Here is a 24825-nt window from a genome sequence, read left to right on the forward strand (position 1 = left end):
CAGCGGGGGCGGAGCGGATCAGGGCCGCTCCGTTCCCGCAGGACCCGGCGTGTGCTCAGGTCCAGAGCAGCGCGATGAAGATGTTGACGATCGTCAGGCCGCCGACCACACCGAAGAGGCTCTTCTCGATCCGCTCGTCGTCACGCTTCACATAGACGAGTCCCAGGATCACCACCAGGAACGCCAGCTTGATCCCGATCTTGATGGTGTTGATGGTGTTGCCGTCGGCCTGGTTCAGGCCGACCAGCGCTACGCCGGTCACCAGCATCGTCAGCGCGCCGTGCAGCATCGCGGGCCCGAACCGGGCGTCGCCGGTGCGCATCGCCTTCATCTGTGTCAGGAACCCGCCGAGCAGCGCGGCGATACCGATGATGTGCAGGCCGACGACGGCATTGATGAGTACGTCCATGGGATTCGACCTTAGCCACCGCTCTCCGGGCCCCGGCCACCGGTAGGCCCGTGACCGCCCGCACCCCTGACCGGCCCCGGCACGACGGGTCCGCCCTCTCAGCACGACGGGCCCGTCCTCTCAGCACGACGGGTCCCCACAGCACATCCCCACGACGCACCCCCACAGCAGGTACCCGCAGCGCATCCCCACAGCAGGTCCCCGTAGCGCACCCCCGCAGCGCGCCCCAAGAATCAGTCCCATACGGTCACCAGCGGCCGCATAGCGCAACGCAACGGCCAGATTCGACCACTATGTCCCATGAGGTCTCGTTCCCATAACCCCAGGTTTAGCGTTCTTGCTCAGGTGACCGGCTCCCCACTGCTGTCCCGTAACCGGGCGGCCGTCGGTCATCACCGCCGAGAGATCCGGCGGCGGCCCGTTCCCCTGTGCGGGCCGCCGCCGGACGCGTATCCGCTCCGCTCCCTCCCCGAATACGGCAGGGACATGGCGGATACGGCAAGGACGTACGGAAGGACGTGAACGCCCTCGTGGCCGCTCACCGAAAGCCCAGGCAGCGCCCGCTCACCGGCCCCGCGGCCCGGACCGCCGCGACCCTCACCCTCGCGGGAGCCGCGTCCGCCACCGCCTTCCAGGGTGTCGGCCACGCGGAGCCGCGCCTCACACCCGCGCAGGTCAAGACCCAGGTCGACAAGCTGTACCAGGAGGCGGAGGCCGCCACCGAGAAGTACGACGGGGCCAAGGAGAAGGCCGCTGCGTCGGAGAAGTCGCTGCGCTCCCTGCGCGACCAGGCCGCCCGCCGGACGGCGCAGCTCAACACGGCGCGCTCCGCGCTCGGTTCGACGGCGTCGGCCCAGTACCGCAACGGCGCCATCGACCCGTCGCTGCAGGTGTTCCTCTCCTCCGACCCGGCGCAGTACCTGGACCGGGCCGCCTATGTGGAGCGCGTCGGCGACCAGCAGGCCGCCGAGGTCACCGGGGTGCGCCGGCAGATCGGGCAGCTCGCCCAGCTGCACTCCGAGGCGGACACCGCCCTCAGTGGGCTGCGGACCCAGCAGACCGACCTGAAGAAGCAGAAGACCACCGTGCAGAGCAAGATCCGCGCGGCCGAGGCACTGCTCTCCCGGCTGTCGGCACCCGAGCGCTCCCGGTACGAGTCGCAGTACGAGTCCCAACAGGAGTCCCAGCCGGAGTCGCAGCAGGACCCTCTGGGCAACGACCGGTCCGCCGCCCCGCAGGCCGCCGACCGGTCGGCCGTGCGCGGCCCGGTCACCGCCCCCGGTTCCCGGGCGGCGCGGGCGGTCGCCTTCGCCTACAGCGCGCTCGGCAAGCCCTACGTCTGGGGGGCCACTGGCCCCTCTTCCTTCGACTGCTCGGGCCTGACCCAGGCCGCGTACCGCTCGGCGGGGGTTTCACTCCCGCGCACCACGTACACCCAGATCAACTCCGGACAGCGGGTGAACCGCTCCGAACTGGCCCCTGGCGACCTGGTGTTCTTCTTCTCGGGGATCAGCCACGTCGGCATCTACGTGGGCAACGGGCAGATGATCCACGCCCCGCACCCCGGCGCCCCGGTCCGGCTCGCGCCGATCGATCAGATGCCCTTCGCCGGTGCGACGCGGCCGGTTGCGGGCACGTGACCGATCGGTGCACCTGAGCGGACCCCCGGTCTGAACTGAGCGCTCAGCCAGGTGAAGACATCAGGCACCTGCTTGCGCCAGACCGCCAGACTGTGTCCGCCCGTCACCGGGATGACCTCCACCGACGTCGGTGGCTTGGCGGCTGCGCGCAGCGCCAGACCGTCCCGGTAACCGTCGTGCGGCGCACCGGAGATGAAGAGGGAGACGCGCGGCGGGGTCTTGGCGTGGCGCAGGATCCACAGCGGATTGTTCGTACGCCGCAGCCCGGGGTCCCTGGCGGTGATGGAGGCGCGCTCGGCCGCCGGGTCGTTGTACCCGGAGAGCCCGGCCGCCGCGCGGTACCGGTCGGGGTGCGCCAGCGCGAGCTTCACCGCGCAGTGCGCCCCCGCCGAGTACCCGGCGACCGCCCACCCGGCCGCTCCGCGCTTCGCCCGGAAGGTGTCGGTCACCATCTGCGGCACGTCGACACTCAGCCAGGTGTCCGCGTCGATCACGCCGGTCACATTGGCGCAGCCGGTGTCCTGACTGCCCAGGAGCGAGGTGCGCGGCGACACCAGGATGAACGGCGCGACCTCGCCCCGCTGCATCATCGGCGCCAGCTGCTTCTCCGCGCCGAGGCTGGAGAACCAGGCCTTCGCCGTGCCGGGGAACCCGGAGAGCAGCTCGACCACCGGGAAGGAGTGGTGGCGGTAGGCGGGCTCGTGGTACTCGGGCGGCAGCCAGACGTACACCTCACCGCGCACCCCCGACACCTGCCCGGTGAGCACCGTGCTGCGCACGCCGTGGCCCATGCGTGGGTCGGTCACCGGCTTGAACACGGCCCGGTGGTGCGGTTCGGAGGCCAGCTGCCGCCCGCCGAGGCCGTCGGCGCCGAGGTCCGGCGCGGCGACCACATGATTGCCGGTGCCGAGCAGGTCGGCCCAGTTGTCGTACAGGCCGTTGCTGTTGTTCACCGCCACGAAGACGACCAGCACCGCGGTCGCCTGCGCGAACAGCACCATCACCAGCCGGGCCGCACCGCGCACGGCCGCGGGGCCGGTCACGCGCCCCCACAGCAGCAGGGGCAGCAGCACCGCGACGCCCATCATGGCGATCGCGGCGAGGAAGAACGGGGTTCCCGTCAGGCTCATCACGTGGGGAAAGATGCCCTATTGGGGCCTGGGGTTACCTGTTTTGCGCCCTTTTTACGTCGTCACGTACGGCGATGACCCAACACGTACGGTATACGCCCGTTCCCTGCCGTGCGCTGGCCGACTCTGCCCGCACCTGCCCCTACCCGTACGCACGAACCGCCGGTCGCCACGGACACGAGAACGCCACGGACACGAGAGCAAGCGGGTGGCGGTCGTTGCCCACGCTGCGACGCCATGCTTAAATTAGATATCACTTTGATTAGCCACAGACATCAGTCTGGGTCTCGAAGAAGCAACGCCCCAAGAGGGAGAACACCATGACTGGAACACCCGGACAGGACCCCGCGCCCACCGGCAGGCCCACGACAGCCAACGCCATGACCACCGCGGCCGGGCTGGAGGCGGACACCCCGGACATGCCGGCTCCGCATGTGCACGAGACCCAGGCGCACGGCATCGCGGGCGGTGCCGCACTGTTGCTGACCCTGCTCGGCGCGGTGGTGGGGATCGGGCTGCTCGTCGGTGGCGGTGTGGCCGCCGACGGCCTGGGCGTCACCATGGTCGTGGTGGGCATCGTCGTACTGCTCGGCTCCCTGTTCTGCATGACCGGCGTGAAGATGGTGGCACCGGGCGAGGCCCGCGTCATCCAGCTGTTCGGGCGGTACGTGGGCACGATCCGCCAGGACGGGCTGCGCTGGGTGAATCCGCTGACCAGTTCACGGAAGATCTCCACCCGGGTGCGGAACAACGAGACGTCGGTCATGAAGGTCAACGACGCCTACGGCAACCCGATCGAGCTCGCGGCGGTCGTGGTGTGGAAGGTCGAGGACACCGCGCAGGCGCTGTTCGATGTGGACGACTACCGCAAGTTCGTCGCGACCCAGACCGAGTCGGCGGTCCGGCACATCGCCATCGAGTACCCGTACGACGCACACGACGATGACGCGCTGTCCCTGCGCGGCAACGCGGACGAGATCACCGAGAAGCTCTCGCTGGAGCTGACGGCACGGGTGCGGGCCGCGGGGGTCCGGATCGTCGAGTCCCGGTTCAGCCACCTCGCGTACGCACCGGAGATCGCCTCCGCGATGCTTCAGCGCCAGCAGGCCGGGGCGGTCGTCGCAGCCCGTCAGCAGATCGTCGAAGGCGCGGTCGGTATGGTCGAGCAGGCCCTGGTCCGGATCAGCGAACAGGGCATCGTGGAACTGGACGAGGAGCGGAAGGCCACCATGGTCAGCAACTTGATGGTGGTGCTGTGCGGTGACCGCGCCGTCCAGCCGGTCCTGAACACCGGTTCCCTCTACCAGTGAGTGCGGAGGGGCCGGCGGGTGCGGAAGGACCGGTGAGCGAGGAAGAGCCGACGAGCGCTGAGGGTCCTGCAAGTGCTGAGAGCCCCGCGAGCGCGGACGGTCCCGTGAGCGCGGAGAGTCCCGTAAGTGCTGAGCGCGTCGGTGCCCCGGACCCTGCCGGCCCGGACCCTGCCGGCCCCGCACCGCGGCGAGCGGCCAGGGCGCGCAAGCAGGTGCTGTTGCGGCTGGATCCGTCCGTGCACGACGCCCTGGCGCGCTGGGCGGCGGACGAACTCCGCAGCGCCAACGCCCAGATCGAGTTCCTGCTCCGCAAGGCCCTCTCCGACGCCGGACGGCTGCCGCGCGACGCGGGCGCACTCCCCCGCCGCGGCAGGCCCCCGAAACCGGACCGCGGCGACGGGACGGGCTGACCCGAGCAAACCGTCGGACTGAACTGCCGGACAGAGCTGCCGGACAGAGCTGTTGGACAGAACTGCTGGACAGAGGGGCCGGACACAGAACCGTCAGCCGGCCCCCTCGGGCAGAACCGTCAGACCAGCCGGCGCGCCGTCGCCCACCGGGTCAGTTCGTGGCGGTTCGACAACTGGAGCTTGCGCAGCACCGCCGAGACGTGCGACTCGACCGTCTTCACCGAGATGAAGAGCTGTTTGGCGATCTCCTTGTACGCGTATCCGCGCGCGATGAGGCGCAGTACCTCCCGCTCGCGCTGCGTCAGCCGGTCCATGTCCTCGTCGACCGGCGGTGCGTCCGTGGAGGCGAACGCGTCGAGGACGAACCCCGCGAGACGGGGCGAGAAGACCGCGTCGCCGTCCTGCACCCGGAAGATCGAGTCGACCAGGTCGGTGCCGGTGATCGTCTTGGTGACGTAACCGCGGGCGCCGCCCCTGATGACACCGATCACGTCCTCCGCCGCGTCCGACACGGACAGGGCGAGGAAGCGGACCGGGTTCTCCGTGTCGGACATCAGCGCGGCCGAGCGGCGCAGCACCTCGACGCCGCCGCCGCCCGGGAGATGGACGTCGAGGAGGACTACCTCGGGGCGGGTGGCCTTGATGACGGTGACCGCCTGGTCGACGTCGGCCGCCTCACCGACGACCTCGACACCCGTCGACTCGGTGCGGCCGATCTCCGCCTGCACCCCCGTGCGGAACATCCGGTGGTCGTCCACGAGAACGACCCGGACCCTGCGGTCGGTTCGGTCGCCGGGCTCGGTCCGGTCACTGGGCTCGGTCCGGTCACTGGGCTCGGCTCGGTCGGTGGGCTCGGCTCGGTCGGTGGGCTCGGTCATGCTCGCTCCATCTCCAGTTCCACTACGGTGCCGCCGTCGGGAGCGGAACGCAGGCTTGCCGTACCGCCGTTGCGCTGCATACGGCCGATGATCGATTCTCTTACGCCCATCCGGTCCCCGGGCACCGCGTCCAGATCGAACCCGGGTCCCCGGTCCCGTACCGACACGAAGACCGTACGGCCTTCGACTTCCGCGTACACCTGTACGGCCCCGCCCTCGCCACCGTACTTGGCCGCGTTGACCATGGCTTCGCGTGCCGCCTGCATCTGCGCCGACAGCTTCTCGTCCAGCGGGCAGTCCCCGACGACCACCACTTCGAGCGGCACCCCGTGCTTGTCCTCGACCTCGGCTGCGGACTTTTTGACGGCGTCGGCGAGGGTCTCGGGTTCGTCGTCCTTGTCCTTGCCGGTGCCCTCGGGCCGGTAGAGCCAGGCGCGCAGTTCGCGCTCCTGGGCGCGGGCCAGTCTGCGGACCTCGCCCGGCTCCTCGGCGTTGCGCTGGATCAGGGTGAGCGTGTGCAGCACCGAGTCGTGGACATGCGCCGCGACCTCCGCGCGCTCCTGGGCGCGGATACGCATCAGCCGCTCCTGGGAGAGGTCCTGGGTCATCCGGATGAGCCAGGGGCCGACCAGCAGGGCGATCCCGGCGACCACGGCGAGTGCGGCGGTCAGGACGTTGCCGAGCTGCGCCGACGAGCCGCGGATCACGATGAACGCGGCGAGCCCCGCGCCGACCAGCACGACACCCGCCAGCGCGCGGCCCAGCGGGAGCAGCCTGCTGCTGCGGCCGACCTCCGCCCAGTGCGCGCGCCGTGTGTTGTCCGCCTGGCGCCAGACGAGGACGACACCGGCGCCGATGAGCAGGACAGGCCAGATGTACGGGCTGGCCTCGCCTCCGATGTCCACGTTCCCGATGAAGGCCGCCACGCCGATGATCAGCGCGATGAGGGCGACGATCTGGCCCCGGTCCGGCTTGCGCAGTCTGCGGCGGCCGTCCGGGGACTCCTCGAACGGCGACTGCGCGCCGGGCTGCTCGACCCCGCCCGCGCCGAGCGGCACGACGAACCAGAACGCGGCGTACGGCAGCGCCCCGAGCCCCTCCAGGGCGAAGAGCACGATGAACGCGGCCCGCACCCAGGAGACCGGCACCCCGAGGTGTCCGGCGAGCCCGCGCGCGACGCCTCCCAGCATCCGCCCTTCGGCGCTGCGGTACAGCTTGCGCGGCGCGGGCTCGTCCGGGGCGTCGGATGCGGCACCTGCGGCGCGGGGCGGGGCGACTGGCATGGTTCGATCGTCACACGGACGGACCGCCGCGGGCATCAGGGAAAACCCCCTGGTTCCGGGGCCCGAAATCAGGGATCGCCCAGGGTCGACACCGTCCCCGCCCGCGGGGGACGCCCGTCACCATGGGGGTATGACAACCCCGCCGCAGAACGAGCCGCGACCGCACCTGCGGCGCGACCGGAACAACAAGGTGGTCGCCGGGGTCTGCGGAGGGCTCGGCAGACACTTCGACCTGGATCCGGTGATCTTCCGCGTCGTACTCGGTGTCCTGGCGGTGACCGGCGGTATCGGGCTGATCTTCTACGGGTTCGCCTGGCTGGTGATCCAGCTGGAGGGCGAGGACGAGAACGAGGCGCGCAGGCTGCTGACCGGCCGGGTGGAGGGCGCGTCCATGGCCGCGGTGCTCTTCGCGCTGGGCGGCTGCGGGCTGTTCCTGTCGATGCTGCACTACGTGTCGGTGCTGGTCTTCGCCGCCCTGCTGTCGCTGGCCACCGCGGGCTCAGCGGTCTGGTCGGAGCGGCGCCGGCTCGCCACCCCCGAGCCGCCGGAGCCCGCCGCCGGGCAGCGGGCGCCCGCGCAGAAACCCGCCGGGCAGAAAGTGGCGGACGCGCCACCGGAGACGAAAGCCCCGCCGGCGCCGGCCGGCCCGTCCTGGTGGCGGGACCCGATCATCAAGGACGGCACCACCGGACCGGTCGGTTCCGGGTATCTCTGGGGCCCGTCGGACACCACACCGGATCCGCCGCCGTCCCGCAGGTCTGCCCGGTCCGCCCCGGCCGCGAGCCGGGGGCCGCGCGGTATCGGCGGCCGGCTGTTCCTGCTCGCCCTGATCGCCGCCTGTCTCGGCACGGGCCTCTCCCGGCACAGCCAGCCGGTCGCCACGAGCCTGCAGATCGGGCTGGCCTGTGCGCTCGCCGTATTCGGGCTCGGCATGCTGCTCAGCTCGTTCGTCGGGCGTACGGGGTCCGGCACAATCTTCCTGGTGGTGGTCACGACGGCGCTGCTGGTGGGCGCGAGCGCCCTGCCGAAGACCGTGACCACGCACTGGATGCGTACGGAGTGGCGGCCCGCTTCGGTGTCGGCGGTGCACCCGCGGTACGAGGTGGGTACGGGGGTCGGCACGCTGAACCTGCGGCAACTGAGCGTCCCACCGGGCACGTCCGTCCGTACCCATGTGGAGGTCGGCGCGGGCCGGGTGGTGGTCGTCGTACCGAGGAACGTGACGGTGCGGCTCCATGCCGAGGTGGGTCTGGGCGACATCCAGTTGCCCGGTGAGAACCAGAAGGCCACCAACACCGATATCTCCCCTGCCCGGGAGAGAACGGTGACGCTCGCCCCGCAGGGCGGCGGCAAGGCCGGAGGCACGGTCGACCTCCGCCTGGAGGTCGGCCTGGGACAGGCGGAGGTGACCCGTGCACGGTGACGGAGCAGGGACTGGCGGACCGGCGGCGGGCGGACCGGCGGCGGGCGGATCAGCTCCCTGGGGAGCACCGCCGGAAGACGGGCAGCCCGGCGGGGCGCACCCCTATGAGCCGCGGCCCGGCGAGCCGCGCCCCGATGAACCGCGGCGCGGTCGGCCGCACCGCGCGTTCCTGCACGAGTTCCGGCCGGGAAAGGCCGTCGCGGGTCTTGTGCTGCTGGGTATCGCGGCCGTCTACCTCGGCGACGCGGGCGGCCTCTGGCGGACACCGTCACTGGCCGCACTGCCGATGCTTGCCGCCGGTCTCGTCCTGGCGGGGATCGCCAGCACGATCGGTTACGGCATCCGGCGGCGGTCGGCCCGGAGGGCGTCCAGCGAGAGCAGCGGCGATCCGGCGAGCAGGAGCGGCAGCCAGGCCATGAGGTAGGCGAGGTCGTTGCCGTAGTAGTACGGCGTGGACTGCCAGCTCACGGTCAGCCAGAGGCTCAGCGAGATCAGGGCGCCGCCGAGCGCCGCGACCCGGCCGTACAGCCCCAGCAGAGTGCCGATGCCGACGGCGAGTTCACCGATGGCGATCGCGTAACCGAAGCCCGCAGGGCTCTTCAGAGCCAGGTCCACGAGCGCCGGGACAGCAGCGGAGCCGCGTACGGAGTGCATCAGCTCGCCGATGGAACCGCTGCCTGTCGCGTGCAGGAAGGCGGAGCCGGTGAGCTTGTCGATACCGGCGTAAAGAAAGGTGACACCGAGGAAGATCCGCAGCGGAAGCAGCGAGTACCGCCGGGCGGTGTCCTTCCAGCCACCGTTCCGGCTCCGCACACTGCCGCCGATTCCGATGGGTGTGCCCGTCCGGTACCCCTGAACCATGGCTGGTCCTGCCTCTCCGATTGCCCCGTGGCGCGTGCCGGTGTGGCGGACGCGTCCACATTTTGCGTCCTGCGGCGACGCACCCTGCGGACGGGGTGCCTCTGCGGGGGCTCAGGTCTCACGGTCCGGATTCGCCGGGCCGGGCTCATGGTTCACATGTACGTCAGGTTCGCCGGGCGCGGGAAGCGAGACGGTCGGCGAGAGCGGCGACGAGGTCGCGCAGTTCGCCGGGGCGCTCGATGACGAACGGCCGGTCGAGCGAGGCGAGCACCGGTGGCAACCAGTCGAGCCGCTCCACCCGGAGTTCGACCCGCAGCCAGCCCCCGGCCGCCGGATCCGCTCCTGCGTAGGGCTGGGGCTGGGGTTCGGGCTCAGCCCCGGGCTCGGACTCAGGCAGAGACTCAGCCCCGGGCACAGCCTCAGCCCCGGGCTCGGACTCAAGCACAGACTCAGGCTCAGCCCCGGGCTCGATCTCCGTCACGCTCGCGACGGTGGCCGGGAGGCGGGCGCGGATCTGGTCGACGGTCCCATGGATCCGCAGGACCACCTCGTACCGGTACTCGGCCGTGGCGAACCCCGACAGCACGCGCTGCGCCGGATCAGGTCCGGCGGGCTCGGCGAACGAGCCGGGCAGGGTCCTCGCGTCCGCGATGCGGTCGAGCCGGAAGGTCCGGTCCTCGCCGATCCCGGGGTCCGTGCCCGTGACGTACCACCGGCCCGAGTGGGCGACGATCCCGTACGGGTGCAGCGGGCGTTCACTGCGCCGGCCGTCGCGGTCGGTGTATCTGATCGAGACCGGCCGCCGGTGGCGCACCGCATCGGCGACGGTGAGCAGGACATCGGCGTCCGGTGTGGCGGACTCGCCGGGCGGCGCCGTGAACGCGAGGGATTCCAGGACCGTGTCGAGCCTGCGGGCCAGGGGCGCGGGGAGCACCCTGCGGATCTTGGCCGCTGCCGTCTCGCTCGCCGTGTCCGCCGCCGTCATCAGCCCCGCCCGGCGGCCGGCGACCAGGCCGAGCAGCACGGCGAGCGCCTCGTCGTCGCTGAGCATGAGGGGAGGCAGGCGGTATCCGGAGGCGAGCCGGTAGCCGCCGTACCGGCCTCGTACCGCCTCCACGGGCAGGTCGAGGTCGACCAGCTGGTCCACATACCGCCGTACGGTCCGCCCGTCGACGCCGAGCCGGTCGGCGAGCTCGGCCACGGTCCGGATTCCGCCCGACTGCAGCAGCTCCAGGAGAGTCAGCACCCGCGCGGTAGGTCGAGACATGCTGCAGAGCCTAGTCCTCATACCGGACCGATTCTGTCCTCTATTTGTCCTAGCCTGCGAAGCGAGCACCACAGCTCAGCGCACCACAACTCAGCGCATCACGGCTCAGGGCCACGGCTCAGCACCACAGCCTCAGCACCGCAGCCTCATCGCCCAGGAACCAGGGAGAACGCCATGGACTTCGTCTCGATCCGCATCATCACCAGCGACGTGGCGCGCCTCGTCGAGTTCTACGAGAAGGCCACCGGGGTGCAGGCGGCCTGGGCCACCGAGGACTTCGCCGAGCTCCGTACCCCGCACGGCACCCTCGCCATCGCAAGCACGCGAACCGTCCCCCTGTTCGCTCCCGGTTCGTCCCGCCCGGCAGACAACCACAGCGTGATCATCGAGTTCCTCGTCGACGACGTGGACAGCGTGCACCGGAACCTCGGCGGCCTGGTGACCGACTTCGTCAAGGAGCCCACCACGATGCCCTGGGGCAACCGGGCCCTGCTCTTCCGCGACCCCGACGGCAACCTGGTCAACTTCTTCACCCCGGTCACCCCGGCCGCCATCGAGAAGTTCGCCCGCTGACGCCGGACACCGCCACACCACCCCGGCCGAGCGCGACCGACGAAGCCACTGGCCTGGCCAAGGGCTGCTAGTCCGTCACGTCGATCTCGCACGCCGCCGTCTCCACCCCGGCCGCCGTCACCACGCGTACCTGCACCCGGCCCGGCTCGACCTCCACCGGCACGGGCACCGTCAGCACCGTGTCCGACGGGTTGGCGAAACCGCCCGGCACCGGGACCAGCGGCACATGGACGTGCACCGTGCCGATCCGCACCACCATCCGGGCCAGCCGGTCCGGGGTCCCCGCCCCCGGCGGTACGAAGCCCGCGCCCCGGATCTCGATGTCGTCGCCAGTACGGACCGGGGCATCCAGATCCCCGGCCTCCCGCGACCGGACCACCGAGAGCACCACCGGCCTGCCGCCCTCCGCGTACTTGGCCGCGAAGTACGTCGCGGCCGAGACCACGACCAGGAGCGCCAGCCCCCACGGGAGGTCGGGCAGCTGGTCGGGCCGGCGGGCCAGGCGTACGGCGGCGAACAGCACCGCGGCCGAGCTGACCAGGACGTACTGCACGTCCGCGAAACTGCCGCGCCCGGAGTCGTCGGTGAGCAGATCGGCGGCGCGGGGGCGGTCGGCGCGCACCTTCTGGAGCTTCTGCGCCAGGACCCGCAGCGCGACCACGCGCCGCACCACCACCGCCACGGCGCAGACCAGCGCGAGAACAGTCACCATGCCCGCGCCCCGGGCCAGGCCGAGTCCGGCGATCAGGGCGTCGCGCCTGCCGTGGCCGGACGCCCCGGCGAGCTGGAGCGAGAGGACCAGGACGGAGAAGACGACCAGCAGCACCCACGCCCCGGCGACCGCACGCGAAGTGGACAGGCGGTTGTCCTCGCCGATCACGGGGGCCAGCAGTCCGCCGCGCGCCCGGTGCGTGCGAGCCGCGCCGGTCAGCAGTGCGGCGGTGAGCACCGCGGCGATCAGCCCGGCGGTACGGGCCGTGCTCCAGCCCGCGCCGATCGCGGTCAGCGCCTCGGCGAGCACGAGAACCACCGCGCCACCCCACACGATCAGCAGCGTCCGCACCCACACCTGCTGGAACCAGGCTTCGCCGGCCTCCCGGCCGCGTTCGGCCACCGCACGTGCCGACTCGGTCAGTTCGTCGGAGACCCACTGCCGCGACGCTCCGGCCGAATGGGCGACTCCGGCGGGCAGTCCCTCACCGGCCGCCAGCCCGTCCCGCCGGGCGAGGAACGCGGCAACGGCGCGCCGGTGCCCCTCGCGTGCGCCGTGCGGGCAGTCCTGGCAGGTGCACCCGCCGCCGTGCGCTCCGGCGCGCGGACCGTCGCCCTGTCTTGCTTCCTGTACCGCCACGCAGAACGCCGCCCTTTTCCCGCCCCGTGAACTTCCGTGCACGCCATTGAACTTCCTTGCAGTTCAAGGGAATTGTGCCGCATTCCCGGAGCCGCACCGGCAGCAGGTCAGGTCAGGCAGGGTGATTGACGGCACGTCAGGTTGACGGAAGGGCGCGGAGACGCGCCGGACGTGCACAGGGGGCGCACCGGACGTGCACGGGGAAGCGCCCGCACGGCTGCCGTTCACGCCCCCGCGTCGGGTCCGGTTCCGCTGATCTGCCGCCACAGCGGCTGGTAGTTGATCCAGGCCACCAGGTCGCTGCCCAGCTGCTCCCGGGTGGCGACCGCGTTCCTGTGGTCGATCAGTACGGGCTTCCCGGCGGCCCGCGCGGCGAGCTGGACCTGACAGGAGCGCTCCAGGGTGATGAACCACCAGGCCGCCGCGTCGACCGAGTCGCCCACGGTCAGCAGCCCGTGGTTACGGAGGATGACCGCTTTGCGGTCGCCGAGCGCGGCGGCGATGCTGCGGCCCTCCTCCTCGTCCACGACGACGCCGGTGTAGGAGTCGTAGAGCGCGAGGTCCTCGTAGAAGGCGCAGGCCTCCTGGGTGATGGGGTCCAGGAGTTCGCCCAGCGTGGACAGCGCCCGCCCGTGCAGCGAGTGGCTGTGTGCGACCGCGACGACGGCGGGCCTGGCCCGGTGCACCTGGGCATGCACGGCGAAGGCGGCCTGGTTGACGTGGTGGCGCCCCTCGACGACCTGCCCGTCACCGTTGACCAGGATCAGATCGCCGGCCCCCAGCTCCGCCATCGGCGCCCCGAAGGGGTTCACCCAGAAGCAGTCGGGGTAGCCCGGGTCGCGGGCGGTGATGTGACCCGAGACGCCGTCCTCGTACCCGTACCGCGCGAAGAGCCGCAGCGCCCCCGCGAGCCTCGCCTTCCGGTACTGCCGCTCCTCCGCCAGAGTCTCGTGGACCGGCGGCATCGCGAACCGGAGCTGATCGACCGGTACGGGCTCGGGCGCCGCCGACGGACCGACGGCGTGACCAGCAGTGGGCACAGGGGTGGAGAGGGGGCTGGAAAGAGGGGTGGGAACAGAGCCGGGGGCAGAGGCCGGTATAGGGGCTGGCATCTCAGTCATGGCCGGAAGCTACCGCGCGTTACCGCAGGTGAACAGAGTCATGCGGTGAACGAATCATGCGGTGGACAGGTCATGCGGTGAAGGGGTCATGCGGTGGACACAGTTCACGCAGCGAACAGAATCATGACCGCCGGCCGAGTGCCGCGTGCGCTCCAGCAGCGAAGCTGCCGCACTCTGACTGCTGCCCTCCCGGATGCAACGAAGCGCCGCCGTACCGGATGTCCGGTACGGCGGCGCTCGTCAGCTGCGGAGGTGTCGGCGGGGCCGGGCGGCCGGGCCTACTCCCACTCGATGGTGCCCGGGGGCTTGCTCGTCACATCGAGCACCACACGGTTCACATCGGCGACCTCGTTGGTGATACGCGTCGAGATCTTCCCCAGCACCTCGTACGGCAGGCGCGTCCAGTCCGCCGTCATGGCGTCCTCGGACGAGACGGGCCGCAGCACGATCGGGTGGCCGTAGGTACGGCCGTCGCCCTGGACGCCGACCGACCGGACGTCCGCGAGCAGCACCACGGGGCACTGCCAGATCTCGCGGTCCAGACCGGCCGCCGTGAGCTCCTCACGCGCGATGGCATCGGCCTCGCGCAGCAGGTCGAGCCGCTCCTTGGTGACCTCTCCGACGATACGGATGCCGAGGCCGGGGCCGGGGAAGGGCTGGCGCTGGACGATCTCGTCCGGCAGACCGAGCTCCTGGCCGACCATCCGGACCTCGTCCTTGAAGAGCTGGCGCAACGGCTCGACCAGCTTGAACTCGATGTCGTCGGGGAGTCCGCCCACATTGTGGTGGGACTTGATGTTGGCGGTGCCGGTGCCGCCGCCGGACTCGACCACGTCCGGGTACAGCGTGCCCTGCACCAGGAACGCGACGTCCTCGCCCGCGTCGGCGATGATCTCGGCCTGGGCCTGCTCGAAGACCCGGATGAACTCACGCCCGATGATCTTCCGCTTCTCCTCGGGGTCGGAGACCCCCTTGAGCGCGGTCAGGAAGCGGTCCTCGGCGTCGACCACCTTGAGCTGGACGCCCGTGGCGGCGACGAAGTCCTTCTCGACCTGCTCCGTCTCGCCCTTGCGCATCAGCCCGTGGTCGACGTACACGCAGGTCAGCTGGGAGCCGATGGCCTTCTGCACCAGGGCGGCCGCGACAGCGGAGTCGACACCGCCGGAGAGCCCGCAGATCGCACGCTTGGTGCCGACCTGCTCGCGGATCAGGGCGACCTGCTCCTCCACCACGTTCGTCGTGGTCCAGGCCGGCTCGATGCCCGCGCCCCGGTAGAGGAAGTGCTCAAGGACCTGCTGGCCGTGCGTGGAGTGCAGCACCTCGGGGTGGTACTGGACGCCGTACAGCTTCTTCTCGTCGTTCTCGAAGGCCGCGACCGGTACGACGTCAGTGGACGCGGTGACCGTGAACCCCTCGGGGGCGGCCGAGCAGGCGTCGCCGTGCGACATCCACACGGACTGCTCGGCCGGGGTGCCCTCGAAGAGCGTGGAGGCCGACTTGGAGACGGTGAGCGCGGTCCGGCCGTACTCCCGGGCGCCGTTGTCGTCGACCGTGCCGCCGAGGGTGGTCGCCATGAGCTGGAATCCGTAGCACATGCCGAAGATGGGGACCCCGGCCTCGAAGAGCGCCCGGTCGAGGACGGGCGCGCCCGGCGCGTACACGGACGACGGGCCGCCCGAGAGGATGATCGCCTTCGGGTTCTTCGCCAGCATCTCGGCCACCGGCATGGTGGACGGCACGATCTCGCTGTAGACCCGCGCCTCACGGACGCGACGGGCGATGAGCTGGGCGTACTGCGCGCCGAAGTCGACTACGAGGACGACCTCGGGGGCGGCGGGGGGTGCTGCTGGCACGGGGCGGCCTTCCGGCGGGAAAGGAGGGGTCTTGTATGTCGATTCTAACGGGGCCGGCGGAACCGGCTTGTCTCTCCCTCCGAAGGCCGTCCATACTGGCCCCATGCATCAGCAGCTGACCTTCGTCTTTACCTATGGCACCGGCCCGTCCGGCTGCCATGGTCGTGCTGCTTGATCACCCACTGATCAGTACTTCCCCAGGCGCCCCGGACCGGCAAGGTCCGGGGCGCCTGTGCATTCCGGACCGTGCCGCGCCGGGGGACCGCACCCCTTCAGGTTCAGGAGTTCCGGACACATGAGCACCGACATCAGCACCGCGACGCACAGCACTGGCACGAACAGCACTGGCACGAACAGCACTGACACGAACAGCAGTGAGACTGACACCACCGGCCTGCACAGCACCACGGACCTGCACAGCACCGGCGCCCAGAGCAGCACCGGCGCGCACAGCAGTGAGGCGGCGGGCGTGGTCACGGGTGCGCGCGGGCGCATCGACAGCCTCGACGACCGGATCATCGGCCTGATCCAGGAGCGGATGGCAGTGTCCGCCGTCATCCAGGACGCCCGGATGACATCCGGCGGGCGCCGGGTGAACCTCTCCCGCGAGATGGAGGTCCTGGGCCACTACAGCGAGGCACTCGGCAAGCCGGGCACGGGTCTCGCGATGACCGTGCTCGAACTGTGCCGGGGGCGGATCTGAGACCGCCGGGGACAGCCCGTATCTGAGTTCGGGCCCGCTCTCACCCGTACGGCGCGTGACCGGGCCCGGCGGGCCTTCGTTGGTCCAAGCGTCCGTGTCAGCCAGGGGCGGCCTGTTGGAAAGAGAAAACCACGCGTGGCTTCGCTGAGGCGTGTGACGTACTGCAGGTGCGTCGTGGGACCACATCTCAGCGCGTGTGACCGGGCGGCAGGGGACAGCGGCCCGGTCACCCACGGCCGTCGGTTCCGGGGACGCCCGGAGCCGACAGCCCGGGACTGACAGCCCAGTCCCAGTCCCGGTCAGCCCATTCCTGACAGACTCGAGCCGGTCAGCTCCAGTCCCGGCAGTCCCGAGACGGTCAGCCCAGTCCCGGCAGGTCCAGTCCCGGCAAGGTCGGCACGTCCCACATACGCATACGCATCCCGCATCCCGTGCTTTCCCCCTCCCTCTCCGCGGCGCACACCCCCCGGCGCCGCCTCCCGGCACCGGTGCTGCCCTGACGCCGGTGCCGAAGCCAGGGGCCTCTGGAATCACTTCCACGGGCCCCTGGCTTCGTACTGTTCCGGTGACGCACGTCACACGAGGAATACGTGGGTCCGGAAGCAACCATTCAGCGGGCCGGTCGGTCATCCATGCGTACCCACCAGTGGCCCCACACGTGTGCACGAACAACACGACAGGGCCGGTCGGCACGGACTCGGGAGGGCTGCACTCGGAGGGGGGTGCAGCCCTCCCGCCATGCGCGAGGGCCTACGGGGCAGTAGGCAACGGGTCAGCGGAAAGCAACGCAGTGGAAAACGGGGCAGCGGGAAACCGGGGCAGCGCGCAAAGGGGAAAGGCTATTTCCCCGACTCCGCCGGCTCCGCATGCTCCGTAGGCTCCGTGCCCGCCGTGCGCCTGGGCGGGACCGCGGGCATCCTCAGGAACGGCAGCCTGAGCGCCCCGAAAGCCTCCGCCGGTACGGCCGGCGAGTTCGGTTCGACGGCGGTGAGACGCTCGTACGCCTGCCCCTGCTCGGGGCGCGCGTCCGCATCGCCCTTGTTGGGCCAGTACGACATGGCGCGCTCCGCCTGCGCGGTGATGGTCAGCGAGGGGTTGACGCCGAGGTTCGCCGACACCGCCGAACCGTCGACCACCGAGATGCCCGGATGTCCGTACAGCCGGTGGTACGGGTCGATCACCCCCTCATCGGCGGACGCGCCGATCGGGCAGCCGCCCAGGAAGTGGGCGGTCAGCGGGGTCCCCATCAGCTCGCCGACGTTCGAGCCGGCGAAGCCGTTGATCTCCTCGGCGATCAGCGTCGCGGCCCGGGTGCCCTCGGCGATCTGCTTCGGGTTGGGCGCGCCGTGGCCCTGCCTGGCAGTGAGCAGACCCCGGCCGATCCCGCCCGGTTTGCGGTACGTCGTCAGGGAGTTGTCCAGCGACTGCATCACCAGGCCGATGATGGTCCGCTCGGACCAGCGCCGGTTGGAGAGTGAACGGGCCGTCAGCCAGGGGTGCTTGGCGACGTTGCCGAGCCAGCCGAGGACCCGCCGCGAACTGAAGGGCACCTGGAGGATGGTCAGGGCGCCCATCGCGTTGGATCCCTTGCCGTACCGCACCGGCTCGATGTGGGTGTCCGCGTCCGGGTGGATCGACGAGGTGATCGCGACGCCCTGGGTGAAGTCGGCCTTCGGCGTGCCGTGTTTCCTGTGGTAGCGGCGGTCCGTGGTCTGCGAGCCCACCAGCGCCTCGGAGTTGGTACGGGTCAGCTCCCCGAGCTTCGGTGAGATGCGCGGCAGCAGCCCCTGGTCCTTCATGGTGTGCAGCAGGGTCTGCGTGCCGTACGTGCCCGCGGCGACCACCACCTGCCGGGCGCGCAGCACCCGCGGCCCACTCTTGCGGGCGTCGGTCGGGACCGTGGAGACCCGGTATCCGCCCTCACCGTGCTCCGCTATCGCGGTCACCGAGGTCAGGGGGTGGATGACCGCGCCCGCCTTCTCGGCGAGGTAGAGGTAGTTCTCGGTGAGGGTGTTCTTCGCGCCGTGGCGGCAGCCCGTCATGCACTCGCCGCACTCGGTGCACGCCTTGCGGGAGGGGCCCGCCCCGCCGAAGTAGGGGTCGTCGACGGCCTTGCCCGGCTCCGCCCTCACCGTGCCGTCCGAGTCCTCCCCGTCGCCGAAGAAGACTCCGACGGGCGCCATGTGGAACGAGTCCCCCACGCCCATCGCCTCGGCCGACGCCTTCAGATGAACGTCCGATGGCGTCATCGTCGGGTTGAGCCGCACGCCGAGCATCCGCTGCGCCTGGTCGTAGTACGGCGCCAGCTCGGCCTGCCAGTCGGTGATGGACGCCCACTGCCGGTCCTGGAAGAACGGCGCCGGGGGGACGTACAGCGTGTTCGCGTAGTTGAGGGAGCCGCCACCGACCCCCGCGCCCGCCAGCACCATCACATTGCCGAGGAGGTGGATGCGCTGGATCCCGTAGAGGCCGAGCGCCGGGGCCCAGAGGTAGTTCTTGATGTCCCAGGAGTTCTTGGGGAGCGTGCCAGGGGTGAAACGGCGGCCCGCTTCCAGGACGCCGACCCGGTACCCCTTCTCGGTGAGCCGCAGTGCGGTGACCGAGCCGCCGAAACCGGACCCGACCACCAGGACGTCGTAGTCGTACGGCGCGTCGGCCCCGTCGGCCCCGGCCCCGTCGGCCTCACTGCGGACAGAGTTCTCCTGTGACATGGACTCTCCTCAGAGAAGGAATGGGCGGAGGCGGAGGCGCAGGGAATCGGAGGGGCAGGGGCCAGGGGCAGAAGGCAGAGGACGGAGGGCAGTGGGAAGCGGGCTGGGCAGCGGCGGTCAGCGCAGGCGCAGGGCCTTCATCGCCTTGAGGCTGCGGCTCATGAACGCGGCGTACTTCTCGTCGTCCATCCCGAAGGACGGCGCCATCGGCATGACCCGCTGGTGCGCGACGGTCTGCGCCTCGGTGTACTTGAGGATGCCTTCCGAGCCGTGCCTGCGGCCGAGCCCCGAGTCCTTCATGCCGCCCATCGGCGCCTGCACGCTGCCGTACGCGGGCGCGTACCCGTCGTTGATGTTGACCGTGCCGGTCCGCAGCCGGGCGGCGACGGCGTGGCCGCGGCTGCCACTCCTGGTCCAGACACTCGAATTGAGGCCGTAGGGCGTGGCGTTGGCGGTCGCGACGGCCTCGTCCTCGTCCTTGAAGCGGTAGACCGAGACCACCGGACCGAATGTCTCCTCGGTGCAGACGGCCATCGGGGCCGCGACGCCGTCCAGGATGGTCGGCTCGTAGAAGAGCGGGCCGATGTCCGTACGGTGCACACCGCCCGCGACCAGGGTGGCGCCCTCGGAGACGGCCTCCTCCACATGTCGCCGTACGGCCTCCAGCTGCCGTTCACCGGCGAGGGATCCCATGTCGGCGCCGTAGGCGAGGGAGTTGCCGAGGCGCATCGCCTTGGTGCGCGCGGCGAAGCGCTCCAGGAACGCGTCGGCTATCGACTCGTGGACGTACAGCCGCTCGATGGAGATGCAGAGCTGGCCCGCCGATGAGAAGCAGGCCCGGACGGCGCCCGCGGCCGCCTTCTCGATGTCCGCGTCCTCCAGGACCAGCATGGCGTTCTTGCCACCGAGTTCGAGGGAGACGCCGACCAGCCGGTCGGCCGCGCCACGGGCGACCTCGCGGCCGGTGCGGGTCGAGCCGGTGAAGGAGACGAAGTCGGCGTGCTTGACCAGCTCGGGGCCGATGACCGGGCCCTCCCCGAGTACCACGTGGAAGACCTCGGCGGGCAGTCCGGCCTCAATGATCAGATCGCGGGCCCACAGTGCGGTCAGGGCGGTCTCGGTGTCGGGCTTCATCACGAGGGCGTTGCCGGAGACCAAGGCGGGCAGCGCGTCACCGATGGACAGCTCGAAGGGGTAGTTCCAGGGGGCGATCTGGCCCACCACACCGCGCGGCTGGCGCAACTCGGTGACCTTGGTGAGCGTGGGGATCGCACCCGTGTGGCCCTTGGGCTTGAGGTACGAGGGCGCCTTGCGGCCGTAGTGGCGCGCGGCGACGGCGACGGCCTGGACCTCTTCGTGGGCGTGCAGCCTGGCCTTGCCGGTCTCCAGCTGGATGAGGTCGAGGACCTCGGCCTGCCGGGAGAGCACCAGGTCGTGGAAGCGCAGCAGGACGGCGGCCCGGGTCCTGGCCGGGGTCGCGGCCCACGCCGCCTGGGCCCTACGGGCCCGCTCGAAGGCGGTCGCGACGTCCTCGGGGCTCGACTCGGGCAGCTCGGCCAGCTTCTCGCCGGTGAAGGGAGTGTGGTTGGCCGTGCGTCCGGAACCCACCACGCCGCGCGTCAGGTGAGCGACCACTTCGGGGGTGACCACATCGGCCGCGGTCCGCGCACCGGAGGGGGCGGGGGCTATCGGGTTCGTGCCGTGGGGGGCCGTGGCGGTGGGAGCCTGCGAGTCCGTCATGAGGGGAGGCTATGCCTCGGTGGAGAGTTTCGATACCCAGGAGTAATAACTTTTCACCGTCCCTCCATACACCGCCAGTGATCGCTGGCGACACAAACCCTGATCAGGCGGGTTGGCCGGCTGAGCGGTGGCTGCCGGGCATTTCTCCCGGGTTCGCTGCTCCTGGCGGCTGGGCTGTTCCTGACGGCCGGGCTGTCCCTGGCGGCGGAGCTGTCCCTGGTGGCCGAGCTCTCCCTGACGGCCGGGCTGTCCCCGCCGTCCAGGTCAGTGGTGATCTCCGGTGCCGGACGCTGAAGCCGACGCCGACGCCGACGCCGAGAAGGTACCGATGGCCGTGGTGAAGTGCCGTTGCGCGGTGTCGAGGCTGCCGACCGGCGCCGACACCCAGACGTCGTAGAGACGGCCGTCCTGCTCCCAGCAGAGGTCGTACGTATGACGGGCGCCCTCGCCCTTGGAGTAACCGTTCCAGGTGAACTCCCAGAGCGCCGCGTCATGTCCGTCGTGCGTCGTCGCGGTGACCACGCCGTCCCGGTAGCCGGGATTGGTCCGGGGGCCCGCCGAGTCCGATGCGCGCTGTGTCGCCATCGGTCCGCCGCCGGGGCTGCTGTGAATCCGGATGCCGATACGGAAGATCTGGCCCGGCGTCATGTAGTAGACGCGTGTGCCGTCGGTGGAACGGGTGGCATCGGCCGGGACGGCGAGGGAGAAGCCCCCGGGGTCGTCGACAGCCCGGTACCCGGACGGCGCCGGTGACGCCCGGTGGGTCAGCGTCATGGTGGGGCTGACGTCCGGGGCGGGTACGGCAGCGCGATGAGGCTTCTGCTGCGGTCCGCGATCCGAGGTGGCCGTGGGCTCCGCGGTCGGCGCGGAGGTCACGCTCCCGGAAGGCGCGGCACTGTCCGTACGACCTGTTCCCCCGCCGCCAACCGCGTACAGGACGATCCCGGCACCTGCGGCCGCGGCGACCAGCACCCCCGCGACGAGGGCGGCCGGCCGGAGCGCGGGACGCGGGGACCAGAGCACGGGACGCGGGGACCTGGGCGGCGAATCGGCGGGCGGAGTGGCGGCCGGAACGGCGTCCAGCGTGGCGGGCGGGGCGGCGGACGATGCGGCAGTCGGAAAGGCGGCGGGTGCAGCGGGCGGAACGGCGGCCGGTGCAGCGGGCGGGGCGGATGCGGCTCCTGGCACAGATCCGGCGCTCGGGGCACCCGCACCAAGACCGGCACCAGCAACGCCGCCTGCACCCTCTGCGCCGCCCCCGCGCTCCCCACCGGCACCCCCGGTGACGTACGCGGCCGCATACGCACCCAGCAACCGCTCTGCCTCGTCCACCCCCATTCTGCGCACCGCGTCCCGATCGAGCAGGCCCAGGACGACAGGCAGCAGCGGCCCGGCCTCGGCCGGCGGGCGGATCTCGTCGGCGACCACCGCGTGCAGCACCCCGCCCAGCGAATCCCGGTGGAAGGGCGACTCCCCGCTCAGCGCGGCACACAGCAGCGCGCCGAGCGACCACAGATCGGACGCGGGCCCCGCCTCTTCGCCCAGCATCCGCTCAGGCGATGTGTACTCGGGCGAACCGACGAAGGCCCCGGTCTCGCTGATCGTGGTCGCCCCGGCGAGCCGCGCGATCCCGAAGTCGGTGAGGACCACCCGGCCGTCGTCCTCCAGCAGGACGTTGGCGGGCTTGATGTCCCGGTGCAGTACGCCCCTGGCGTGCGCCGCCCGTAGCGCGCCCAGCAGTGCCATCCCGATCCGGGCGGCCTCCCGGGTGTCCACAGGGCCGTACTCGGAGAGGCGGCCCGCCAGCGAACCGCCGACCACCAACTCCATGACAATGTAGGGGTGTTCGGCGTCCTCGACGACCACGTCGTGGACGACTATCACATGCGGATGCTTGATCTGGGCGACCGCGCGTGCCTCACGCAGCGCCGACGCCGTGGCGGCTCCGGTCTCCGGGTTCAGCTCCTTGACGGCGACCTCACGCCCGAGCAGCTGGTCGGTGGCCCGCCAGACCGTACCCATGCCGCCCCGGCCGATCCGGTCCCCGAGCAGATAACGTCCGGCGATCAGACGGCTGTTGCGCGGATCCTGTGCCACTGGCGCTCCCCCCACGTCCCCCTGGGCCCATCATGCCGCACGGCATCCGCAGCCGGAGCGCGTACCGGACGCCGTACGGCACGCCTCGGTGCGCAGGCAGTCTCGGTGCGCGGTGCAGTCCCAGTACGCGGTGCCGACTCGGCGCGCGCGGTTCAGTCCCAGTGCGCGATGCCGTCCCAGTGCGCGGTTCAGCGCGGCGGCTGCCAGTAGCGCAGGACCGTGTCGAACCGGCTGCGGTCCCAGTCCTTGGCTGGGCCGCCCATGTAGATCGCGTACTCGGCCTGCCCCTGATCCACGTTGTACATCTGGTCTATGGCGCGGCGCCGCCCCGGCTGCCCCTTGGTCTCGGTCCAGGTGAACTCCCAGAGCGCGGCGTCCTGGTCCCGGAAGTTGTTCACGTGCAGCGTGATCCGCCGGTAGTCGGGGAGCCGCTTGAGCTGTGGTTCCAGGGCCAGTTCGTGCAGATACGGGGTCGAGTAGTCCGGGTTCTTGTCGATGCTTATCCGGATGAAGTGGTTGCCGTCGTCCGGCGTGTAGTCGATCTCGTTGGAACCGTCCATCTGGCGCTTCCAGCCGTTGGGCAGCACCAGGCTGAAGCCCTCGGGCTCGTTGACCCGGTGCCAGCCCGCCGGCACGCCCCCGTGCTGCTTGTTCTTCCCGCCACCATCGTCCGGCCCGCCGGAACCGGACGCCGAGCCACCGGACACCGGGCCACCGGACGGGCCGCCATCGGAATTCGTGGGCCGGTTCTCGTACTTCATGACGCCGAAACCGACCCCGGCACCGACGATCACGGCGAGAGCCACGACCAGTGCGCCGGTCCGCTTACGGCCACGCTTCCGTTCGGTCCGCCCGGCCCGTCCGGTCCGCCCGCTCCCTCCGGCGGGGGCGGCCTCGGGCACCCCGGCCCCGGAAGCCGGTACTGGTGCCGGCATGGGAGCCGGTACAGCAGCCGACGCCGGCGCCTGTCCCTGGCCATGCCCCTGACCCTCTGCCTGCGCCTGCTCTGGTTCGGGCGGGGCCGCCGCCGACGCCACCGGCGCACCGGAGGTGCTGATCCGGCTCGTGGGTGTGGCGTCCTGGAGCATCCCCTCGGCCACCAGCTGCGTCGGGACGTACGCTTCGGCCTGCCGGGGCCTGCGCCCCTCCATCGCGTCGAGCAGCATGCGCTCCGCCTCGGCGGACCCGGGCCGTTCGGCGGGGTCCTTGCGCAGCAGTCCGGTGATGACGGGAGTGAGCGGCCCGGCCTTCGTGAGCTTCGGCGGCTCGTCGTTCACGACGGCCTGGAGCGTGGAGATCGGCGATGTGCGGCGGAACGGTGAGCGTTCCTCGACGGCGGTGAAGAGCGTGGCCCCCAGCGACCAGAGGTCGGACGCGGGGCCGGGCGCCTCGCCGTAGACCCGCTCCGGCGCGAGGTAGTCGATGGAACCGACGATCTCGCCGGTCCGGGTGATCTCCGAGTCGCCCTCGATGGCGGCGATGCCGAAGTCGGTGATGAGGACCCGGCCGTCGTGGGCGAGCAGCACATTGCCGGGCTTCACGTCCCGGTGCAGCACCCCCGCCGCGTGCGCGGCGCGCAGAGCCCCCAGGACGTGCAGGCCCACCCGGGCGGCCTCACGGGGGTCGAGCGCCCCCGACTCCTTGACCACGTCGGCAAGTGAGGGGCCGTCGATGTACTCCATGACGATCCACGGCCGGTCGTCGAACTCGATGACGTCATGAACGGTCACGACACCGGGGTGGTTGATACGGGCGGCGGCGCGCGCCTCCTTCTGCGTTCTGGCGTGCAGTACGGCCCGGTCGGCCTCCGACACATACAGACCGGCCGTCAGTTCCTTGACGGCGACCGTCCGGTGCAGCACCTCGTCGTGAGCGCGCCAGACCTTGCCCATGCCGCCGCGACCTATGAGTTCGCCCAGCCGATAGCGACCGGCGAGCACCAAGTCCGCGCTGTGAGTGTGTTCCACGTGCCCCTGTCCGTTCCCTCGACTGCCAGGTTACGGACGGATATTCGGTCGTGGAACCTCGGGGCGCGCCGTGATACCGCACTGTGACGGGAATCGCG

Annotated in this window: 19 protein-coding genes; 6 read left to right on the forward strand and 13 right to left on the reverse strand. The window is 71.0% G+C overall.

Annotated elements, in window-relative coordinates:
- Positions 1–55: 55 nt before the first annotated feature.
- A complete protein-coding gene (locus OG210_RS10140) occupies positions 56–409 on the reverse strand; it encodes a hypothetical protein (RefSeq protein ID WP_328330309.1) in 354 nt (117 codons plus the stop codon).
- A gap of 530 nt (positions 410–939) precedes the next feature.
- Between OG210_RS10140 and OG210_RS10145 the strand changes: the two genes are divergently transcribed.
- A complete protein-coding gene (locus tag OG210_RS10145) occupies positions 940–2049 on the forward strand; it encodes an NlpC/P60 family protein (RefSeq protein WP_371535901.1) in 1110 nt (369 codons plus the stop codon).
- On the opposite strand, the gene OG210_RS10150 is transcribed toward OG210_RS10145, so the two are convergent.
- Positions 2004–3179: an alpha/beta hydrolase-fold protein gene (locus tag OG210_RS10150; RefSeq protein ID WP_328330305.1), complete on the reverse strand. Its 1176-nt coding sequence runs from the start codon at positions 3177–3179 to the stop codon at positions 2004–2006. The genes OG210_RS10145 and OG210_RS10150 overlap by 46 nt on opposite strands.
- A gap of 380 nt (positions 3180–3559) precedes the next feature.
- Here OG210_RS10150 and OG210_RS10155 point away from each other — a divergent pair, with 380 nt between their 5' ends.
- Both OG210_RS10155 and OG210_RS10160 read left to right on the forward strand, forming a co-directional pair.
- Positions 3560–4489: an SPFH domain-containing protein gene (locus tag OG210_RS10155; protein ID WP_328335577.1), complete on the forward strand. Its 930-nt coding sequence runs from the start codon at positions 3560–3562 to the stop codon at positions 4487–4489.
- Between the two features lie 104 nt (positions 4490–4593).
- Positions 4594–4899, forward strand: coding sequence for a hypothetical protein (locus tag OG210_RS10160; protein WP_371535904.1), 306 nt, complete (start codon positions 4594–4596; stop codon positions 4897–4899).
- A 119-nt stretch (positions 4900–5018) separates the two neighbouring features.
- On the opposite strand, the gene OG210_RS10165 is transcribed toward OG210_RS10160, so the two are convergent.
- Positions 5019–5777 (reverse strand): LuxR C-terminal-related transcriptional regulator, encoded by a 759-nt coding sequence (locus tag OG210_RS10165; RefSeq protein ID WP_371535907.1) that lies wholly within the window; start codon positions 5775–5777, stop codon positions 5019–5021.
- Positions 5774–7060: a PspC domain-containing protein gene (locus tag OG210_RS10170; RefSeq protein WP_328330299.1), complete on the reverse strand. Its 1287-nt coding sequence runs from the start codon at positions 7058–7060 to the stop codon at positions 5774–5776. The genes OG210_RS10165 and OG210_RS10170 overlap by 4 nt, the downstream gene beginning before the upstream one ends.
- 130 nt (positions 7061–7190) lie before the next feature.
- Between OG210_RS10170 and OG210_RS10175 the strand changes: the two genes are divergently transcribed.
- Positions 7191–8483, forward strand: coding sequence for a PspC domain-containing protein (locus tag OG210_RS10175; RefSeq protein ID WP_328330297.1), 1293 nt, complete (start codon positions 7191–7193; stop codon positions 8481–8483).
- A 333-nt stretch (positions 8484–8816) separates the two neighbouring features.
- On the opposite strand, the gene OG210_RS10180 is transcribed toward OG210_RS10175, so the two are convergent.
- Positions 8817–9344 (reverse strand): DoxX family protein, encoded by a 528-nt coding sequence (locus OG210_RS10180; protein WP_328330295.1) that lies wholly within the window; start codon positions 9342–9344, stop codon positions 8817–8819.
- Positions 9345–9507: 163 nt separating this feature from the next.
- Entirely contained in the window at positions 9508–10611 is a 1104-nt protein-coding gene (locus OG210_RS10185; protein ID WP_328330293.1) for a WYL domain-containing protein, read from the reverse strand.
- 174 nt (positions 10612–10785) lie between these two features.
- Between OG210_RS10185 and OG210_RS10190 the strand changes: the two genes are divergently transcribed.
- On the forward strand, positions 10786–11184 hold the full coding sequence (locus tag OG210_RS10190; RefSeq protein ID WP_328330291.1) for a VOC family protein: 399 nt from the start codon (positions 10786–10788) through the stop codon (positions 11182–11184).
- Between the two features lie 67 nt (positions 11185–11251).
- Here OG210_RS10190 and OG210_RS10195 read toward each other — a convergent pair whose 3' ends face one another.
- From OG210_RS10195 to guaA, 3 genes are all read right to left on the reverse strand, one after another.
- The gene (locus OG210_RS10195; RefSeq protein WP_371535911.1) at positions 11252–12535 is read right to left on the reverse strand and encodes a hypothetical protein; all 1284 of its coding nucleotides are present in this window, start codon (positions 12533–12535) and stop codon (positions 11252–11254) included.
- 224 nt (positions 12536–12759) lie between these two features.
- Positions 12760–13575, reverse strand: a complete 816-nt coding sequence (locus tag OG210_RS10200; protein ID WP_328330287.1) for a class II aldolase/adducin family protein — start codon at positions 13573–13575, stop codon at positions 12760–12762.
- A 359-nt stretch (positions 13576–13934) separates the two neighbouring features.
- The gene (guaA, locus tag OG210_RS10205; RefSeq protein ID WP_328330285.1) at positions 13935–15509 is read right to left on the reverse strand and encodes a glutamine-hydrolyzing GMP synthase; all 1575 of its coding nucleotides are present in this window, start codon (positions 15507–15509) and stop codon (positions 13935–13937) included.
- 412 nt (positions 15510–15921) lie between these two features.
- On the opposite strand from guaA, the gene OG210_RS10210 reads away from it, so the two are divergent.
- Positions 15922–16212, forward strand: a complete 291-nt coding sequence (locus OG210_RS10210) for a chorismate mutase (RefSeq protein ID WP_371540242.1) — start codon at positions 15922–15924, stop codon at positions 16210–16212.
- 839 nt (positions 16213–17051) lie between these two features.
- Here the strand turns inward: OG210_RS10210 and OG210_RS10215 are convergent.
- The 4 genes from OG210_RS10215 to OG210_RS10230 form a co-directional block, all read right to left on the reverse strand.
- The gene (locus OG210_RS10215; protein ID WP_328330283.1) at positions 17052–18923 is read right to left on the reverse strand and encodes a GMC family oxidoreductase; all 1872 of its coding nucleotides are present in this window, start codon (positions 18921–18923) and stop codon (positions 17052–17054) included.
- Positions 18924–19040: 117 nt separating this feature from the next.
- Entirely contained in the window at positions 19041–20663 is a 1623-nt protein-coding gene (locus OG210_RS10220) for a succinic semialdehyde dehydrogenase (RefSeq protein WP_328330281.1), read from the reverse strand.
- Between the two features lie 264 nt (positions 20664–20927).
- Positions 20928–22760 (reverse strand): serine/threonine-protein kinase, encoded by a 1833-nt coding sequence (locus OG210_RS10225; RefSeq protein WP_328330279.1) that lies wholly within the window; start codon positions 22758–22760, stop codon positions 20928–20930.
- 188 nt (positions 22761–22948) lie between these two features.
- The gene (locus OG210_RS10230) at positions 22949–24727 is read right to left on the reverse strand and encodes a serine/threonine-protein kinase (protein ID WP_328330277.1); all 1779 of its coding nucleotides are present in this window, start codon (positions 24725–24727) and stop codon (positions 22949–22951) included.
- Positions 24728–24825: the final 98 nt, after the last annotated feature.

This window comes from Streptomyces sp. NBC_00466, from assembly GCF_041433995.1.
Taxonomy (GTDB): Bacteria; Actinomycetota; Actinomycetes; order Streptomycetales; family Streptomycetaceae; genus Streptomyces.